The sequence below is a fragment of the Psychroflexus sp. ALD_RP9 genome, from assembly GCF_017311165.1.
Classification (GTDB): domain Bacteria; phylum Bacteroidota; class Bacteroidia; order Flavobacteriales; family Flavobacteriaceae; genus Psychroflexus.
Genome location: NZ_CP062973.1, coordinates 100,943 through 117,796 on the forward strand (window position 1 = coordinate 100,943; position 16,854 = coordinate 117,796).

The 16,854-nt window shown below is 32.3% G+C and carries 15 protein-coding genes; 5 read left to right on the forward strand and 10 right to left on the reverse strand.

Annotation, left to right across the window (positions count from 1 at the left end):
• Positions 1 to 7 precede the first annotated feature (7 nt).
• Genes IMZ30_RS00530 through IMZ30_RS00545 form a run of 4 tightly spaced genes read left to right on the forward strand, consistent with a single transcriptional unit; the run spans position 8 to position 3,317 of the window.
• Positions 8 to 151: a DUF2256 domain-containing protein gene (locus IMZ30_RS00530; RefSeq protein ID WP_073191101.1), complete on the forward strand. Its 144-nt coding sequence runs from the start codon at positions 8 to 10 to the stop codon at positions 149 to 151.
• Positions 124 to 1,434 carry a DASH family cryptochrome gene (locus tag IMZ30_RS00535; protein ID WP_207038624.1) on the forward strand — a complete coding sequence of 437 codons (1,311 nt, stop codon included), beginning with the start codon at positions 124 to 126 and terminating at the stop codon, positions 1,432 to 1,434. Before IMZ30_RS00530 ends, IMZ30_RS00535 begins: the two co-directional genes overlap by 28 nt.
• Positions 1,435 to 2,967 (forward strand): cryptochrome/photolyase family protein, encoded by a 1,533-nt coding sequence (locus IMZ30_RS00540; RefSeq protein WP_207038625.1) that lies wholly within the window; start codon positions 1,435 to 1,437, stop codon positions 2,965 to 2,967.
• Positions 2,968 to 3,017: 50 nt separating this feature from the next.
• On the forward strand, positions 3,018 to 3,317 hold the full coding sequence (locus IMZ30_RS00545) for a hypothetical protein (protein ID WP_207038626.1): 300 nt from the start codon (positions 3,018 to 3,020) through the stop codon (positions 3,315 to 3,317).
• Positions 3,318 to 3,390: 73 nt separating this feature from the next.
• Here the strand turns inward: IMZ30_RS00545 and IMZ30_RS00550 are convergent, their stop codons facing one another.
• The 3 genes from IMZ30_RS00550 to IMZ30_RS00560 are packed head-to-tail and all read right to left on the reverse strand — an operon-like array spanning position 3,391 to position 6,962.
• On the reverse strand, positions 3,391 to 4,008 hold the full coding sequence (locus IMZ30_RS00550) for an L-threonylcarbamoyladenylate synthase (protein WP_207038627.1): 618 nt from the start codon (positions 4,006 to 4,008) through the stop codon (positions 3,391 to 3,393).
• 2 nt (positions 4,009 to 4,010) lie between these two features.
• Positions 4,011 to 4,643 carry a potassium channel family protein gene (locus tag IMZ30_RS00555; RefSeq protein WP_207038628.1) on the reverse strand — a complete coding sequence of 211 codons (633 nt, stop codon included), beginning with the start codon at positions 4,641 to 4,643 and terminating at the stop codon, positions 4,011 to 4,013.
• Positions 4,644 to 6,962, reverse strand: a complete 2,319-nt coding sequence (locus IMZ30_RS00560; RefSeq protein WP_207038629.1) for an ATP-dependent helicase — start codon at positions 6,960 to 6,962, stop codon at positions 4,644 to 4,646.
• Between the two features lie 113 nt (positions 6,963 to 7,075).
• Here IMZ30_RS00560 and IMZ30_RS00565 point away from each other — a divergent pair, with 113 nt between their 5' ends.
• Positions 7,076 to 7,591 (forward strand): hypothetical protein, encoded by a 516-nt coding sequence (locus IMZ30_RS00565; protein ID WP_242529672.1) that lies wholly within the window; start codon positions 7,076 to 7,078, stop codon positions 7,589 to 7,591.
• A gap of 1 nt (position 7,592) precedes the next feature.
• Here the strand turns inward: IMZ30_RS00565 and IMZ30_RS00570 are convergent, their stop codons facing one another.
• The 7 genes from IMZ30_RS00570 to IMZ30_RS00600 all read right to left on the reverse strand — a co-directional run bounded on the left by IMZ30_RS00570 (position 7,593) and on the right by IMZ30_RS00600 (position 16,707).
• The gene (locus tag IMZ30_RS00570; protein ID WP_207038630.1) at positions 7,593 to 9,662 is read right to left on the reverse strand and encodes a M1 family metallopeptidase; all 2,070 of its coding nucleotides are present in this window, start codon (positions 9,660 to 9,662) and stop codon (positions 7,593 to 7,595) included.
• Between the two features lie 74 nt (positions 9,663 to 9,736).
• Positions 9,737 to 11,311, reverse strand: coding sequence for a SulP family inorganic anion transporter (locus IMZ30_RS00575; RefSeq protein WP_207038631.1), 1,575 nt, complete (start codon positions 11,309 to 11,311; stop codon positions 9,737 to 9,739).
• 170 nt (positions 11,312 to 11,481) lie between these two features.
• Positions 11,482 to 12,435, reverse strand: coding sequence for a LysR substrate-binding domain-containing protein (locus IMZ30_RS00580; RefSeq protein WP_207038632.1), 954 nt, complete (start codon positions 12,433 to 12,435; stop codon positions 11,482 to 11,484).
• 90 nt (positions 12,436 to 12,525) lie between these two features.
• Complete coding sequence (gene cdaA / locus IMZ30_RS00585) at positions 12,526 to 13,302, reverse strand: diadenylate cyclase CdaA (RefSeq protein ID WP_207038633.1); 777 nt, start codon at positions 13,300 to 13,302, stop codon at positions 12,526 to 12,528.
• The gene (gene folP, locus IMZ30_RS00590; protein ID WP_207038634.1) at positions 13,292 to 14,131 is read right to left on the reverse strand and encodes a dihydropteroate synthase; all 840 of its coding nucleotides are present in this window, start codon (positions 14,129 to 14,131) and stop codon (positions 13,292 to 13,294) included. Before folP ends, cdaA begins: the two co-directional genes overlap by 11 nt.
• Positions 14,131 to 14,676 (reverse strand): hypothetical protein, encoded by a 546-nt coding sequence (locus tag IMZ30_RS00595; protein WP_207038635.1) that lies wholly within the window; start codon positions 14,674 to 14,676, stop codon positions 14,131 to 14,133. Before IMZ30_RS00595 ends, folP begins: the two co-directional genes overlap by 1 nt.
• A 54-nt stretch (positions 14,677 to 14,730) precedes the next feature.
• Entirely contained in the window at positions 14,731 to 16,707 is a 1,977-nt protein-coding gene (locus tag IMZ30_RS00600) for a thiamine pyrophosphate-dependent enzyme (RefSeq protein ID WP_207038636.1), read from the reverse strand.
• Between the last annotated feature and the right edge of the window lie 147 nt (positions 16,708 to 16,854).

The window sequence follows — 16,854 nt, forward strand, 5'->3', positions numbered from 1 at the left end:
ATTTTTAATGGCTCATAAAAAAACCCATTTACCTGAAAAAATTTGTTTAACCTGTGGTAGGCCATTTACATGGCGAAAAAAATGGGAAAAAAATTGGGAAAACGTAAAATATTGTAGCAAACGATGCAGAACAGAAAAAAAGTCAACTTAGTTTGGTTTAGAAACGATTTAAGAGTTCGTGATAATCATGTATTAACTAATGCAATGAAGTCTCATCTGCCTTTGATAGCACTTTATGCTTTCGATCCAAGGCATTATGAGGAAACCAAATACGGATTTAAAAAAACAGAAAAATTTAGAGCTCAATTTTTAATTGAGAGTGTTAAATGTCTTCATCAAGAACTAAATAATTTAAACATAGGTTTATACACTTCAACTGAAACTCCAGAGCAAGCGATTCATCAACTTCAGCATGATTTTGAAATTGAAGAAATTTTCTTTCAAAAAGAATGGACTTCAGAAGAAAAAAAAGTGGAAAGTGAAATTAAGAAAGTTCACCCTGAGATTAAACTAAATTCTACTTACAATCAATTTTTATTTCATCCTGAAGATATTCCGTTTAATGATTTTAAACATATTCCTGAAGTTTTCACACAGTTTAGAAAAGCCTGCGAAAAGCAAAGTAAAGTAAGAGCTGAGCTACCTATACCTCATGCTCAAGATCATGCTCATTTCATTAATTTTACATCAAAAATACCTTCACTTAATGATTTAGGCTTAGACAATTTTAAAGTAGATTCTAGAACAGCATTTCCTTTTAAAGGTGGTGAAAAAAACGCTTGGGAAAGGCTAAACAATTACTTTTGGAAGACAAAAAAGTTACAATATTATAAGAAAACCAGAAATGGGTTATTAGGGACAGATTACAGTTCTAAATTTTCACCTTGGTTAGCTAATGGTTCTATTTCGGCAGTTTCAATTTATCATCAAGTCAAAAAATTCGAAAAAGAAATCAAAAAAAATCAGGACACTTACTGGTTGATTTTTGAACTCATTTGGCGTGATTACTTCAAGTATATTTCACTTAAATATGGAAATTCAATTTTTAAATTAGGTGGAATTTTAAATAAAGATTACAAGTGGAATAATCATGAAAAAGCTTTTAAACAATGGATTAACGGCCAAACACCCGAAGATTTTGTAAACGCTAACATGATAGAATTAGGTAAAACTGGTTTTATGAGTAATCGCGGACGACAAAATGTAAATAGCTATTGGGCAAAAGAGTGGCAACAAGATTGGCGAAAGGGAGCAGCCTATTTTGAAGCTATGTTAATTGATTATGATGTGCATAGCAATTGGGGCAATTGGATGTATAATAGCGGTGTTGGAAATGATCCACGCGATAGAAAATTTAACATTAGACGTCAAGCTGAACGCTACGACTCTAACGGAACTTACCAAAGAACTTGGTTACAAGAAAACTTATTTTAAATGAAAACATTACGACTCATTTTAGGCGATCAGCTCAATTATAATCATTCATGGTTTAACAATACATCAGAGAATGTTATTTATTTTATGGCTGAAACCAAAGAAGAAACCAGCTATGTTAAACATCACATTCAAAAAATTGTTGGATTCTTCCTTTCCATGCGCAATTTTGCTCATCATCTTAAAGAAAATAACCATGAAGTTATTTATTATCAGATTGATGATGAGGAAAATAAACAGTCTCTTGAAAAAAACCTTTCCTCAATCATAAAAAAACATCAAATAAGTAATTTTGAATATCTTTTACCTGATGAATTTCGTTTAGACGAAAAACTAAAATCATTTTGTAAACAACTAGACATAGACTCTAACTGTAAAGACACAGAACATTTTTATACCAAAAGAAACGACATAACTAAGTTTTTTGAAGGAAAAAAAGAAATGGTCATGGAGTATTTTTACAGAGATATGCGTAAAAAACATGGCTTATTAATGAATGGCCAACAGCCAGTTGGAGGTCAATGGAATTACGACAAAAGCAATCGAAAAAAGTGGTCTGGACAGGTTGAAGTTCCTCCATATAAAAAATTTAAAAAAGATGTTAGTAACCTTGTTAATCAAATTAACAAAAGTGAGATTAAGCATTTCGGCCGTATAGAAGCAAAGAATTTTACTTGGCCAACTTCTAGAAAAGAAGCATTAGATGTGTTAGATTTCTTTTGCAAGTATCTACTACCCCATTTTGGTGATTATGAAGATGCCATGCATACCGATGAAAATATGTTATTTCATTCAAGGCTTTCATTTGCCTTAAACTCAAAAATGTTATCACCTAATGAAGTTAATAATGCTGTAATTAAACATTACCATCAACATCAAGACCAAATAGATATCTCTCAAGTTGAAGGTTTTGTTAGACAAGTTTTAGGTTGGCGAGAATACATGCGAGGTATTTACTGGAAAGAAATGCCAGATTATGCTTCGAAAAACGCATTAAACAATAATAATAAACTACCTGAATTTTATTGGACAGGTAAAACTAAAATGAAGTGCTTGAGCCAATCTATCAATGCCAGCTTAGATAACGCTTATGCTCACCATATACAGCGATTGATGGTTTTAGGCAATTTTGCACTTTTAACCATGACCAATCCAGACGAAGTTGATGCTTGGTACTTAGGTGTATATATTGATGCCATTGAATGGGTAGAATTAACAAATACACGCGGTATGAGTCAGTTTGCTGATGGTGGAATAGTTGCTACAAAACCTTATGTTTCTAGTGGTAGTTACATAAACAAAATGAGTAACTATTGTAAATCTTGTCATTACAAAGTAAAAGCTAAAGAAGGTGAAGAAGCTTGTCCATTCAATAACCTTTATTGGAATTTTCTACATGAAAAGCAAGATGAGTTTAAAAATAACCCAAGAATGAATATGATGATGAGTCTTCTTAAGAAAATGAACAAATCAACGCTTGAAAATCACATCAGTAGGTCTCAGAAAATTATAAATAACCCTGATAATTTTTGATTGTTTTAACAATTAAAATATATTTGCAACTTAACAATTAAATAGTAAACATGAAAAAGACATTTTTAACATTAGGAGTTGCAACTGCTTTAGTTCTTGGAACTGTTAGCTGTACAGAAAAAAAAGCCGAAAAGTCTGAGGACAAAGTTGAAGAAACTATGGATAAGGCTGGCGATAAAATGGAAGAAGGCGCTGAAAAAGTAGAAGAAACTATGGAAGAAGGCGCTGAAAAGGTAGAAGAAACTATGGAAGAAGGTGCTGAAGAAGCTAAAGAAGCTGTAGAAGAAGGCGCTGAAGCTATGGAAGAAAAAGCCGAAGAAACTAAAGAAAAGATGGAAGGCGGTATGTAAACTACTTCTCTTAAATTAATAAAAAAGCCTCATTGTAATAATGAGGCTTTTTTTATGATTCAATTTAAGTTGATTAAATCTCTATTGAACCTTTTCCTTCTCTAACCAATATAGGTTCATTTTGAGTTAAGTCTATTACGGTAGAAGCTGTATTATCACCATAACCACCATCAATCACTAAATCAACATGTTTTTGCCATTTCTCAAAAATCAATTCAGGATCAGTAGTATATTCAACGAGGTCGTCTTCATCTCTTATTGATGTTGAAATAATGGGATTACCTAATTTTTCTACAATTGCTTTAGCAATAGAATTGTCTGGTACTCGAATCCCGACCGTTTTTTTCTTCTTAAAAACTTTAGGTAAATTATTATTGCCAGGCAGAATAAACGTATAAGGTCCTGGTAAATTTCGTTTTAAAATCTTAAATGTATTGGCTGGTATTTGCGCAACATATTCTGACAGATTACTCAAATCATGGCAAATAAATGAAAAGTTAGCTTTTTCAAGTTTTATACCTCGAAGTCTTGCTACTTTTTCTAGTGCTTTGTTGTTATTTATGTCGCAACCTAAACCATATACTGTATCTGTAGGATAAATAACCAAACCGCCATTTTTAAGTACCTTTGTAATTTTATCTAGTATTTTTTCAGACGGATTTTCTTCGTATAGTTTTACATATTCTGCCATATCTAATGATGTTTACCTTTTGCTTTTATTGTGTCTACTCTGCCTGTAATATAAGAAATTACAGCTCCAAAAGAAGCAATTCCGGTTAAAATTAAAATACCTGAAAGTAACTTTCCTATTGAAGTAACTGGATAAAAGTCGCCATAACCAACAGTTGTAATGGTTACATAACTCCACCACAACGCATCTTCAGCGGTTTTAATATTACCGCTATCTTTTTCAAAATATAACACTAAAGTTGAAGTGATTATCATAATTGTTACAGCCATAAAAATAATAAGGCCATATAAACTTGCCACTCTATTAGAACGAATAAACTTCACTAACATTCTAAAAGATTGAATAATTCTTAAGACTCTAAAAATTCTAAAGATTCTTACGTATCTAAATTCAGCTATAACAGGAATTGAGGATAATAAATCTAGCCAACCATAGGTAAAAAAATACTTTAGCTTTTGGTCACTATTAATAAACTGCTTTAAAAAATCGTAAAAGAAAACTATACATAAACCAAAGTCGTAATAATGTAAGAGCTTATTGACTTCTGACTCTTCTGGTAAAAAAAATGTCATTGTCAATAATGCGATGCTAAATAAAGATAAAGCTGCAACTATAAGTTTATTTACACTTAACATTTATAATTTTTTAAGTTTAGCAAATTTTAAAATGAGGTTTTTAACACCACTAGAATTAAAATTAATTGAAGCCTTAGCATCAAGTCCTGCACCATTAACTTCAATCACAGTACCTTGACCAAAACGCTCGTGTTCAACTAAATCACCGGCTTTTAAATTAACTGGTTTCGCTGGTTTTGAGATTGTTTTGCCTTCTGGTTTCAACTTTCTAAGCTTACGAAGCTGCTGTTCGGTTGGTTTATGACTTGGCGGTGGTGTAGCCTTTTTTGGTTTTTCTTGTCTTAATTTAGACTTATCTACATCATCATCAAAAATATCACGATCAATAAAAGATTTAAATTTATAATCGTCTTTAGGCACCATAAAATCTAAAAAACTTTCATCAATTTCTTCAATGAAACGACTTGGCTCTGCATCTATTAATTTTCCCCATCGATAACGTGAAATCACATAGGTTAAATAAGCTTCTTTTTCAGCACGAGTTAGGGCAACATAAAACAATCGGCGTTCTTCTTCGAGTTCGCTCCTCGTATTCATACTCATAGCCGAAGGAAATAAATCTTCTTCAAGACCAACAATATAGACATATGGAAACTCTAAACCTTTAGCTAAGTGTATCGTCATTAAAGCAACTCGATCTTCATCGCCAATATCTTTATCCATATCGGTTGCTAAGGCAACATCTTCTAAAAATTCAGTCAGCGAACCTGTGGCATCAACTAATTCTTTTTGTCCTTCGACAAAGTCTTGCACACCATTAATCAATTCCTCTATATTTTCTAATCTAGCAATACCTTCGGGTGTGCCATCTTTTTTAAATTCTTGAAGTAAACCTGATTTTTTTGCTACCAATTCAGTCATATAAAAAGCATCTTCCTGCTTAGCTGAAATTTGAAAGCTTTTAATCATATTTATAAAATTGACAAGCTTTGTTTTGGTTCCTTTGTTTATTTTTAAATCGAGTTTGTCAATATGCTCTATAATTTCGAAGATACTTCGTTTATAATGGTTAGCTGCAAGCGTAAGTTTATCCATCGTTGTTTGACCAATACCACGTGTTGGATAATTAATAACTCGCTTTAAAGCTTCTTCATCTTTAGGATTAACAATTATTCTTAAGTAAGCTAAAACATCTTTAATTTCTTTCCGTTGATAAAATGACAAGCCGCCATAAATTCGATAAGGAATATCTTTTCTTCTCAGAGCGTCTTCAATAGCACGACTCTGAGCGTTTGTTCTGTAAAGCACAGCAAAATCACCATTTTTAGACTGATTTTGCATACGTTTTTCAAAAATAGAACTAGCCACAAAACGGCCTTCTTCAGCATCGTTCATTAAGCGATTGACATGAATTTTCGATCCAGGTTCATTTTCTGTCCAAACAACTTTTTCAAGCTTAGTTTTATTTTTATCAATTACAGAATTGGCTGCTTGAACTATATTTTTAGTCGACCGATAGTTTTGCTCTAAACGAAATGACTTAACCTCATCATAATCACGTTGAAAGTTTAAAATATTATTGATGTTTGCGCCTCTAAAGGCATAAATACTTTGGGCATCATCACCAACAACACAAATATTTTGGAAGCGATCGCTTAAGGCTCTTACAATTAAATATTGGGAATGATTGGTATCTTGATACTCATCTACCAATATATATTTAAAGCGCTGTTGGTACTTAGCCAAAACATCCGGAAATCTTGTTAACAGTTCGTTGGTCCTTAATAATAAATCATCAAAATCCATTGCGCCTGCTTTAAAACAACGCTCAACATACTCTTGATATATATCACCCATTCTTGGGCGCTTAGCCATTGCATCAGCTTCTTGAAGATCGTAATCATTACGATAAGCCTTAACTGTAATTAAGCTATTTTTAAAGGATGAGATACGAGATAAAATTTGTTTATATTTATAGATATCTTTATCCAGATTCATTTCTTTAATAATGCTCCGCATTAATTGCTGAGAATCGTTAGAATCATATATCGTAAAGTTTGAAGGATAGCCTAGTTTATCACCTTCAATGCGCAATATTTTAGCAAAAACAGAATGAAAGGTTCCCATCCAGAGATTTTTGGCTTCATTGCTTCCAACAATTTGGGCAATACGATTTTTCATTTCTCGAGCCGCTTTATTGGTAAAAGTTAAAGCCAAAATATTAAAAGCATCAACACCTTGATGCATCAAATGTGCTATGCGAAAGGTTAAAACACGTGTTTTACCTGAACCAGCACCAGCAATTACAATCATTGGACCGTCTTTTTGTAAAACAGCTTCTCGCTGGGCTTCATTTAATTGATCAATATAGTCTTGCAAAAGATATTTGTTTTTCAGTAGTTTAAATTTCAAAAATAACAGAAACAAATTTAATTATCAGCGCACTTTAGCATCTTATTTTGTTTAATATATTTGAAGAAAATTAAAATTTTATGCCAAGTATTGAAACTCTTATAATGATTTTACTCCCAACACTAGTTGTTGGTGGTGTTGCTTACTATTTTTTTAAAACGCATACCGACTTTTTAAAAGAAATTCAATATAATGATAATCTAAAAGCTTTAAAAAAAGAGGCCTTACCTGTAAGAATTCAAGCCTATGAACGTTTAACTTTGTTTTTAGAGCGTATTAATCCAGGTAGTTTACTACAGCGTGTTAAACCTACAGGCGACAATAAATTTGATTATGAAAATTTGTTAGTAGCAACTATTGAACAAGAGTTTGAGCATAATTTAGTGCAACAAATTTATGTTTCTGATAAATGTTGGCAAGCAATTAGAGCTTCTAAAAATGCAACAATATCTCTAATTAGACAATCTACAATGAGCGAAAAAATTACCGACAGTCAAAAATTACGCGAATATATTTTAACCGAATTACTTGAAAAAGAATCTCCTAGTATGACTGGTTTAGCTTTCTTAAAAAATGAGGCCAAACAATTGTGGTAAGCTATTTTTTTAATAAATCTTTGAGCTTCGATACATTTTTGATCTTCCCATTATTCATGAGTTGATTTATACTAGCTTTGATCGTCTTGTCTTTTATTATTTCAGAAAATAACTGTTTTACAAAAGTTCTATATCGCCAAACTGGATGATTTAAATCTTCACTTAAATTAACCAAACTTTCCTCATCAAAATAATTAAGCTGAAACAGATATACAAAAGCTTGTCGCTTGATTTGATAAGGCATTTCTGGTACCGTATAATTTACTAAACCTCTGACTGGTTGGTATGCATTATCTGGATTGTTGAGTGCTGAAAGCATTAAATGTAATAACTTCATATTTAAATGAATATTACCGTCTTGACCTTTAGTTTGTTTAAGGTAAAAGCTTCTTTTTTTAGGAAAATTGAGCCATAACTTCAACAAAGCGTGCTCTCTCGTGATGTAAGATTCATCTTTAAGTAATTCTTCAAAAGATAACTGAAGTTGTCTTGGAATTTTACTGATATTTTTAATAAGAACTTGTCTTGTTTTTAAGTGTTTAGTTTCTAGTGCAAGTTGAAGTAACTCGTTATTAATTAAATTTTTATCGCTAGTTAATTGCAAGGCCACCTCGGGACCAAAATAATCAATATGTTTGCTTAATAAAGCTTCTTTTAACTGCTTTTGTTTTTCAGAAACCGGTAGCCCGCGCAAAGCCTTCAGCTCAAATAATTGTTCAATAAAAGAAGATTTGGTTAAAATGAGTTGGGCTTCTTCAGCTGGAAAGGACTTTTGTAGCAGCCAATCTTGTTTAAATTGTGCTAAATTTACTTGAGTTAATGATTGAACTTCAGCTAGGAAATCATCAGTTTCGACAGACTTGTAAGCATTATTAACTAAATACTGACTAATCGCTTCAAAAAAGACTTTATCTCCTACTCGATTTCGCAAAGCGTGAAGAGCCCATGCACCTTTTTCATAAAATGTAAGCGAATTAGCATTTGGATTAAACAAACGCTGACCTTTTCCTTGGTCTGAACGTAGTTTTAAACTTTCTGCAGTCGAGAATAACTGATGCTCAAAATACGGTGTACCAAATAAATGCTCTTGAGCCAAATACGAAAAGTAAGTGGCAAATCCCTCATGAAGCCAGTGATGTTTTGCTGAAGTTTCGGTTACTAAATTCCCAAACCATTGATGCGCTAATTCATGTGCTTCTACATTAACGAAATCTGAATCATTTTTTGCAATTGAGTCAGTGATAAATTCATCTGAAAAGATGGTACAGCTTGTATTTTCCATACCTGCATATAAAAAATCACGAACACCAATTTGCTTATAATTTTGCCAAGGATAGCTTACACCTATTTTCTGCTCTAAAAAATTAAATATATCCTGTGTGTATATAAATGTTGACTTAAAATCAAGTGAATCTTGAGCAGGTAAATAATTGTATATAGAAATTCCGCTATTTGAGTTTTGGGTTTCTTCAACGAAATTTCCAGCTGCAAAAGCAACCAAATAACTGCTCATAGGCTTTTGCATATCAAACTCCCAAGTTGTTAAATTAACGTTTTTAGACTTTCGTTTTAGATTTCCATTAGAAACCAATTTATATTGACTTGGCAAGGTGTAAGTTAAATCAAATTCAATTTTATCACGCATATCATCTAAACTTGGCAACCAATGTGAAGTGTACTTACCTTGACCTTGCGTCCAAATTTGAAGTGGAAATTCAGTATCTCCTAATTTACCAGTAAAATAAAGTGTTTGTTTTGGTTTAGCTTGATAACTTACATCAATTTTATAACTTTTATTTGGTTTAAAATGGTGATAGAAAATTATTTTTTCGGAATTATAGCTGAATTTGAATTGATTTGAATTGACAGACTTAAAATTTTGAGCATCAAAAAACACTGAGTCAACTGCTGACTTGATATGAAAATAAATTGAGACTTCTGCTGAAATACGTCGTAAAGTATCATTTATGGTAACTTCAGCTTTAATCCTTTTAACATCTAAATTTGGTTGATGTTGTGCTGTTAAAATTGATGTTATAAATAAATTTAATAAAACTAAAATAGATTTCATAATTCAGTTTTTACAAATATCTTATAAAAATAGAATTATGCGTTGGTAAATCACAAAAGCTCAAATAAAATAGATTAAACCTGGTCAGAAACAACTTTATAAGTTGGATCTTCAATAACATTCACGTCGATGATTTCTTCTGCATTCTTTAATAAATTTCTACAATCAGGTGAAAGGTGTTTTAAATGGACTTTTTTACCAACTTTCATGTAGCGCTCAGTGATTTTATTTAAAGTTTCAATAGCTGACATGTCTACTACTCTACTTTCTTTGAAGTCAATAATAACTTCATCAGGATCGTTAAGAACATCAAATTTATCGTTAAAAACAGTTGTTGAACCAAAAAATAATGGTCCGTAAATTTCATAATGTTTTACGCCATTTTCATCAATATGCTTTCTAGCACGAATTCTTTTAGCATTGTCCCAAGCAAAAACTAAAGCTGCTATAATAACACCAACTAGTACAGCTAAGGCTAAATTATGTAAAACTACTGTTACGCCTGTAACGAGAACCATAACCAAGATATCAGATTTAGGCATACGCTTAAATGTCTTTAAGCTTGCCCATTCAAAAGTTCCTATCGCTACCATAATCATAAGTCCTGTAAGTGCAGCCATAGGAAGTTGCTCAATTATACTTGCGCCGAACATTACAAACGCTAATAATGCTAATGCTGCAACTATTCCAGATAATCTCGCTCTAGATCCGGAAGAAATATTTATCAAGCTTTGGCCTAACATTGCGCAGCCGCCCATTCCTAAAAAGAACCCAGACAACACATTAGCTGTTCCCTGAGCAACAGCCTCTTTATTACCATGGCCGCGTGTTTCGGTGATTTCGTCAATAATATTAAGGGTAAGTAAGCTCTCAATAAGTCCTACACCAGCAACAATGGCTGAATAAGGTAAGATGGTTATAAACGTATCTAAAGTAAACGGAATAGTTGGTATAGATGGTATAGGAAAACTTCCTGAAACTGATGCAATATCTCCAACGGTTGAAGTATCAATATCAAAAAAATAGACGATACCAAAAATTACCAAAATAGCTGCAAGTCCTGCTGGAAATGCTTTGGTCAATTTTGGAAGTCCCCAGATTATTATAATGGTTAAAATTACCAATCCTAAAAACACATAAAGCTGTTGGCCTTGCATCCATGGCGCATCATCAATTGTACTATCAACTGTAAACTGAGGTAATTGAGACATGAAAATGATTATAGCTAATCCATTAACGAATCCAAAAATAACAGGATGAGGTACTAAACGCATGAGTTTACCTAGTTTTAAGGCACCAGCAATTATTTGAATGATACCTGCCAGAATTACCGTAACAAAAACATATTGTGTAATTTCATCAATTGTAATATTAGGGTTAGCAGCCTTGAGTGTTACAATAAGTCCTGAAAAAACAACAGCAACAGCACCTGTAGCTCCTGAAATCATGCCTGGTCTTCCTCCTAAAATAGAGGTAACTAAACCCATAATAAAAGCCGCATAAAGACCTGTTAGTGGCGATAAGCCTGCTAATAAAGCAAAAGCAATTGCTTCTGGCACAAGCGCTAAGGCAACAGTTAAGCCAGACATTATTTCAATTTTGTAATCAACTTTTTGTTTAAAATCAAACAAATTGAATACCTTTTTCATTTTAGGGATATTAAAAAGTTATTAGTAGATTAGGTACATTAACAAAGGATATGAAATAATATTCAAAAAAGTATAATTACCTAATTTTTAAAAATCTGCAAAACTATAATAAAAACCTACAAATAAAAACTTGACTTAAGTTTTTTTAAATCAAGTTATAAGCTTTTTAATTAATGGCGTTTTGATTTTTGGAGTGGACTAATTATTTTAACGTCTTGAAACTTTATCGCACCTTTAACAACACCTGAAATGACTTGCCTTAAAGCATCAATCAAATGACTTTTCAGCTCATTTTTATGGTGAATGATACTTATTTCTCTAGCTGGGTTAGGTTTTTCAAAATAGCGAAGGTTTTGTTTTTGCTTATCTGGTAAGTCTATTGTATGTAAATAAGGTAAAAGCGTCATGCCTAAACCTTCATCTGAAAGTCTTGTTAGGGTTTCAAAACTTCCACTTTCAAGATGAAATGCCTTTGTATTTTCAACATAACTTACATTTTTACATAGATTTAGAATACTATCCTTAAAACAATGTCCATCTTCTAGGAGCAAAATTTCCTCAGGATCTAATTGATTAACATTAATATAATCTTGCTGGTGAAACTTATGATTAGGTGGAATATAAGCTACAAAGGGCTCATAATATAAAGGCTTTTCAATAATAGAGTCATTATCTAAAGGTGAAGCAGCAATCCCTGCATCTAAGTGACCTTCTTTAATACGATCTATAATGACATCAGTTGTCATTTCTTCAATTTTGAGCTGAACTTTTGGATACTTGTTAACAAAATTCTTTAAAAACATAGGAAGCAATGTTGGCATTACTGTTGAAATAATACCAATTTTAAACTCGCCACCAATAAAGCCTTTTTGCTGCTCAACTATATCAGTAATTCGATTACTTTCATTAACAATATTCTTAGCCTGATTAATGATTTGAACACCAACTGAAGTTAGTTCAATAGGTTTTTTTGAGCGGTTAAAAATTTTTACGTCTAACTCTTCTTCAAGCTTTTGAACCTGCATGCTTAAAGTTGGTTGGGTAACAAATACTTTTTCGGCTGCTTTTGTAAAATTTTTGTATTCAGCTACGGCTAATACATATTGAAGTTGCGTAATTGTCATATTTTTAAAACTTATTACTAGACCTCAAAGGTATAATTTTATCTTATACAATTAAATGAAGTTATTTCTTTTGTTAGCTAATCTAAAGGATTATTGCAAATCTGCCTTTAGTTTTTTCATTAAGTCATCATAATTATCATAAATGGCAAATTCGCCATTTTTAAGATAAGAAACTTGACCATTTTCTTCACTAACCACAATAGCTAGGGCGTCGGTTTTTTCAGTAATTCCAACGGCAGCACGATGACGAAGACCAAACCTTAAAGGAATTTCACGACTATTTGAGACAGGTAAAATAACTCTTGTAGCTGTTATTTTGTTACCTTCAATTATAATTGCTCCATCATGCAATGTAGAATTTTTAAAAAAGATTGATTGTAGTATCGGTTTATTGATTAAAATATCCATCTCATCACCTGAGTCTTTTACAAAATCAAGTTGTGTGTTCCTTTGAAAAACCATTAAAGCACCAGTTCTTTTCTTCGATAAGTCTTTAACTGCTTTTATAATTTCAGAAAGATATTTAGAGTCATTTTCTGTATCATTTAAATTAAATGATTTAAGAAAAATATTTTTACTAGTTAAATTTGTTGATCCTAGCATTAGTAAAAATTTACGAATTTCTTGTTGAAAAACAACCACTAAGGCAATCATTCCAACACCGATAAACTCTCCCAAAACACTGCTTAACATTTCCATGTTGAGCAATGCTGTTAATTTACCCAAAAGGTAAATAATAACAATACCAATAAAAATATTTATAGCCGCCGAACCACGTACCAATTTATACAAGTAATATAGCATGATCGCGACTAGAACGATATCTAGAATGTCTAAAATCCCTATTTCTAAAAAATCAAACTTCATCCAGTGACGTTAATCTATTGTATAAATCTATGGTTTCTTTAGCTTCTTTAACATCGTGAACTCTTAAAATTTTTGCTCCTTTTTGTAAAGCAATCATATTAAGAGCTGTTGTCCCGTTTAAAGCTTCTTTTGCAGAAATATTTAACACTTTATAAATCATTGATTTGCGAGACAATCCTACCAACAGAGGTAAACCTTGTATTTGTAATAATTCAAGTTTGCTTAACAACTCAAAGTTCTGATCAATGTCTTTAGCAAATCCAAAACCTGGATCTAATATAATATCATGAATACCAGCGTTTTGAGCTTTAGCTACATTAGCAGAGAAATAATGACGCATTTCAATCAGTAAATCATCATAAGTTGCTAAAGATTTCATGTTTTGTGGTGTTCCCTTCATATGCATCATCACGTATGGTACTTGATATTTAGCCACAACTTCATACATTTTCAAGTCGAGATTTCCTCCTGAGATATCATTAATTATAGCGGCGCCTTCATTTAAAGCAGCATCTGCCACTTGAGATCGAAACGTATCAATAGAAAATATTACTTCAGGAAATTCTTTTCTAAGAAGTTTTAAAACAGGAATAAGTCGGTTTAACTCCTCTTCTACTGAAATATCAACAGCACCAGGTTTTGAACTGTAAGCGCCTAAATCTACAAAAGTAGCGCCTTCAATTAGCATTTTTTTTACTTGCTTAATAACTTGAATTTCGTTTTTGAATTTACCACCATCATAAAATGAATCTGGCGTTAAATTCAATATACCCATAACCTTAGGTTTTGATAAATCAATTAATTCACCTTTACAATTTATTGAAGTCATTAATCTTTAGTTTGCTCTATAGCCTTTGAAATTAAAACATCGTTAGCAATAAAACCTATTTCTAAAAATGTTTTGTCTTTATTTTGGTCTGAATTTAAAACAATAATTGATATTTTTTTGACTTCAGCCTCTGACCTTATTTGATTAAGCTGTTGGGTTGATAAATTGTTTTCATCTAATACTAAGTTGAAATCATAATTTGAAGCTAAACCTAACATCTTCTTTAATACTTCAGTTTTGTTTTGAGTTGAAGTTATAAACTCAATACCTTCAGCAACACGATTAATTGAAGCATTTGGAAAATCTTGTTGAAGTTTTTTAGCAAAAACATCCATTTGATTCCCAACAAAGGCTCCTGAAACTCCACCGATAGACTGCTTAGAAATAAAGTCAATCACTGTAATCACTTCAGTTTTTACTTCTGGCTTTTCGATAGCTTTTTCTTCATTAATAACAGTTTTCGGTTTTCCTACTGATGGTTTAGTTGTGCTACATGATATTAAACTCATGCTTACAATACATATAAATAATGTTGTAAATTTCATTAATTTCAATTTATGACCAAATATACATATATCAATGTTAAAAAGTCTTAGTTTTTAATAATTTACTAAGTCTTCTATACTATTGTTAAGCCTTGACTTTCCTAGAAATTGAGTTTCTAGAGCCTGTGCAAAAGGTACTGGTGTTGGTAAACTTGATACAATTTTTATTGGCCCGTCAAGATATTCAAAACATTGGTCTGCAATTAATGCAGAAATATCTGAAGCAACACCACCAAAACTTGTGTCTTCTTGCACAATTAGTAATTTTCCTGTTTTTTTAACAGAATTAATAATAGCTTCTTCGTCAAGTGGTGCTAAAGCCCTTAAATCAATCACATCAGCTTCAATGTGGTCAAGTTCTTCAAGACTTTCTAAAACCCAATGCACGGCAGCTCCAAATGTAATAATACTAAGTTGATGGCCTTCTTTTAAGCAATTAGCCTTGCCTAATGGTAAAGTCGTATAATTTTCAGAAACATCACCTCTCACGCTTCTATACAAGGCTTTATGTTCAAAAAACAAAACAGGATTTGGGTCTTCTATCGAAGCTGCTAATAAAGCTTTAGCATCTTCAGGAAAAGCTGGATAAACAACTTTTAATCCTGGTGTTTTAGTAAACCATGCTTCATTGGTTTGACTGTGAAATGGTCCCGCGCCGACACCAGCTCCGCATGGCATTCTTACAACAACATCGGCATGTTGATTCCATCGATAATGCACTTTTGCTAGATAATTTACAATCGGATTAAAACCAGAGCTAACAAAATCAGCAAACTGCATTTCAACAACAGCTTTCATACCGTTAATTGACAATCCCATTGCTGCTGAAACGATAGCAGATTCGCAAATAGGTGTATTTCTAACACGTTCTTTGCCAAATTGTTCTACAAAGCCCTCGGTAATTTTAAAAACGCCACCATACTCAGCGACGTCTTGCCCCATAATTACTAGATTGTCATATTTTTGCATGCTTTGCTGAAGTGAGTTTCTAATTGCATCTACAAATCTAATATGCGTGGTGGCTTCAGATTTAGCTGTAGGCTCTAACGTAAAAGATTTATAAACATCAGCTAATTCGTTTTTAACAGAAGAACTAATGGCCGGTGCCTTAAAAGCGATATCTAAGTGTTCTGTAATTTCTTTAATAATTTCAGTCGCAAATTCTTGCTTTTGCTTTGGCGTTAACAAATTCGCATTGACTAAAGCTTTTTCGTAATTATCTATCGGATCTTTAGATTTCCAATAAGCCATTAAATCGTCTGGAACATATTTAGTTCCACTTGCTTCTTCATGACCACGACGTCTAAAAGTTTTAAATTCGATTAAAACCGGACGCTGATTTTCGCGCATTGAAGTTGCAATTTCATTAAGCTTAGTGTAAACTTCAACAATATTATTGCCATCAATAATATAAGCCTCCATGCCATAAGCTTGACCTCTGTCGGCAATATGTTCGCATTTAAACTGCTCTTCAGTAGGTGTTGATAAGCCATAACCATTATTCTCAACACAAAACAAAACAGGCAACGACCATACTGAAGCTACATTTAGAGCTTCGTGAAAATCGCCTTCGCTTGTGCCACCTTCACCAGTAAATACAGCTGTAATTTTGTTTTCTTCGCGTAATTTATGAGCTAAAGCGATACCATCTGCAACACCTAATTGTGGACCTAAATGCGAAATCATGCCAATTATTTTAAACTCTTGTGTTCCAAAATGAAAACTGCGATCTCTACCTTTAGTAAAACCGTTTGCCTTACCTTGCCATTGTTCAAATAAGCGATAAAGCGGTATTTTACGTTCGGTAAAAACGCCTAAATTTCGGTGCATTGGTAGTATATATTCGTCTTGGTTTAAAACCTGTGTTACACCAACAGCAATAGCTTCTTGACCAATACCACTAAACCATTTTGAAATTTTGCCTTGACGCAAAAGCGTGAGCATTTTTGTTTCGATTAAACGTGGCTTAAGCATTGCTTTATATAACTCTATCGCTTTTTCTGGCGACAATAAATCAAGTTGAAAATTCATATATTTTAATTTGTAATTTCAAAAGTAAATGAAATTATAAGTTTTTTAAAGAAACATTCAACATATTGTAGAATTAATAACTTCATGTTTTAAATCGGCTTACTTTATAATATTTCATTAAATTTGTATTCTTTAAATTTTACTTTA

Coding starts and splice junctions, on each gene's coding strand:
- IMZ30_RS00580 (WP_207038632.1), bottom strand. CDS start 12,435: ATGACAATTACGCAACTTCAATATGTATTAGCCGTAGCTGAATACAAA.
- IMZ30_RS00555 (WP_207038628.1), bottom strand. CDS start 4,643: ATGTTAAGTGTAAATAAACTTATAGTTGCAGCTTTATCTTTATTTAGC.
- IMZ30_RS00535 (WP_207038624.1), top strand. CDS start 124: ATGCAGAACAGAAAAAAAGTCAACTTAGTTTGGTTTAGAAACGATTTA.
- IMZ30_RS00595 (WP_207038635.1), bottom strand. CDS start 14,676: ATGAAATTTACAACATTATTTATATGTATTGTAAGCATGAGTTTAATA.
- IMZ30_RS00545 (WP_207038626.1), top strand. CDS start 3,018: ATGAAAAAGACATTTTTAACATTAGGAGTTGCAACTGCTTTAGTTCTT.
- IMZ30_RS00600 (WP_207038636.1), bottom strand. CDS start 16,707: ATGAATTTTCAACTTGATTTATTGTCGCCAGAAAAAGCGATAGAGTTA.
- folP (WP_207038634.1), bottom strand. CDS start 14,131: ATGACTTCAATAAATTGTAAAGGTGAATTAATTGATTTATCAAAACCT.
- IMZ30_RS00540 (WP_207038625.1), top strand. CDS start 1,435: ATGAAAACATTACGACTCATTTTAGGCGATCAGCTCAATTATAATCAT.
- IMZ30_RS00530 (WP_073191101.1), top strand. CDS start 8: ATGGCTCATAAAAAAACCCATTTACCTGAAAAAATTTGTTTAACCTGT.
- IMZ30_RS00550 (WP_207038627.1), bottom strand. CDS start 4,008: ATGGCAGAATATGTAAAACTATACGAAGAAAATCCGTCTGAAAAAATA.
- IMZ30_RS00575 (WP_207038631.1), bottom strand. CDS start 11,311: ATGAAAAAGGTATTCAATTTGTTTGATTTTAAACAAAAAGTTGATTAC.
- IMZ30_RS00570 (WP_207038630.1), bottom strand. CDS start 9,662: ATGAAATCTATTTTAGTTTTATTAAATTTATTTATAACATCAATTTTA.
- IMZ30_RS00565 (WP_242529672.1), top strand. CDS start 7,076: ATGCCAAGTATTGAAACTCTTATAATGATTTTACTCCCAACACTAGTT.
- cdaA (WP_207038633.1), bottom strand. CDS start 13,302: ATGAAGTTTGATTTTTTAGAAATAGGGATTTTAGACATTCTAGATATC.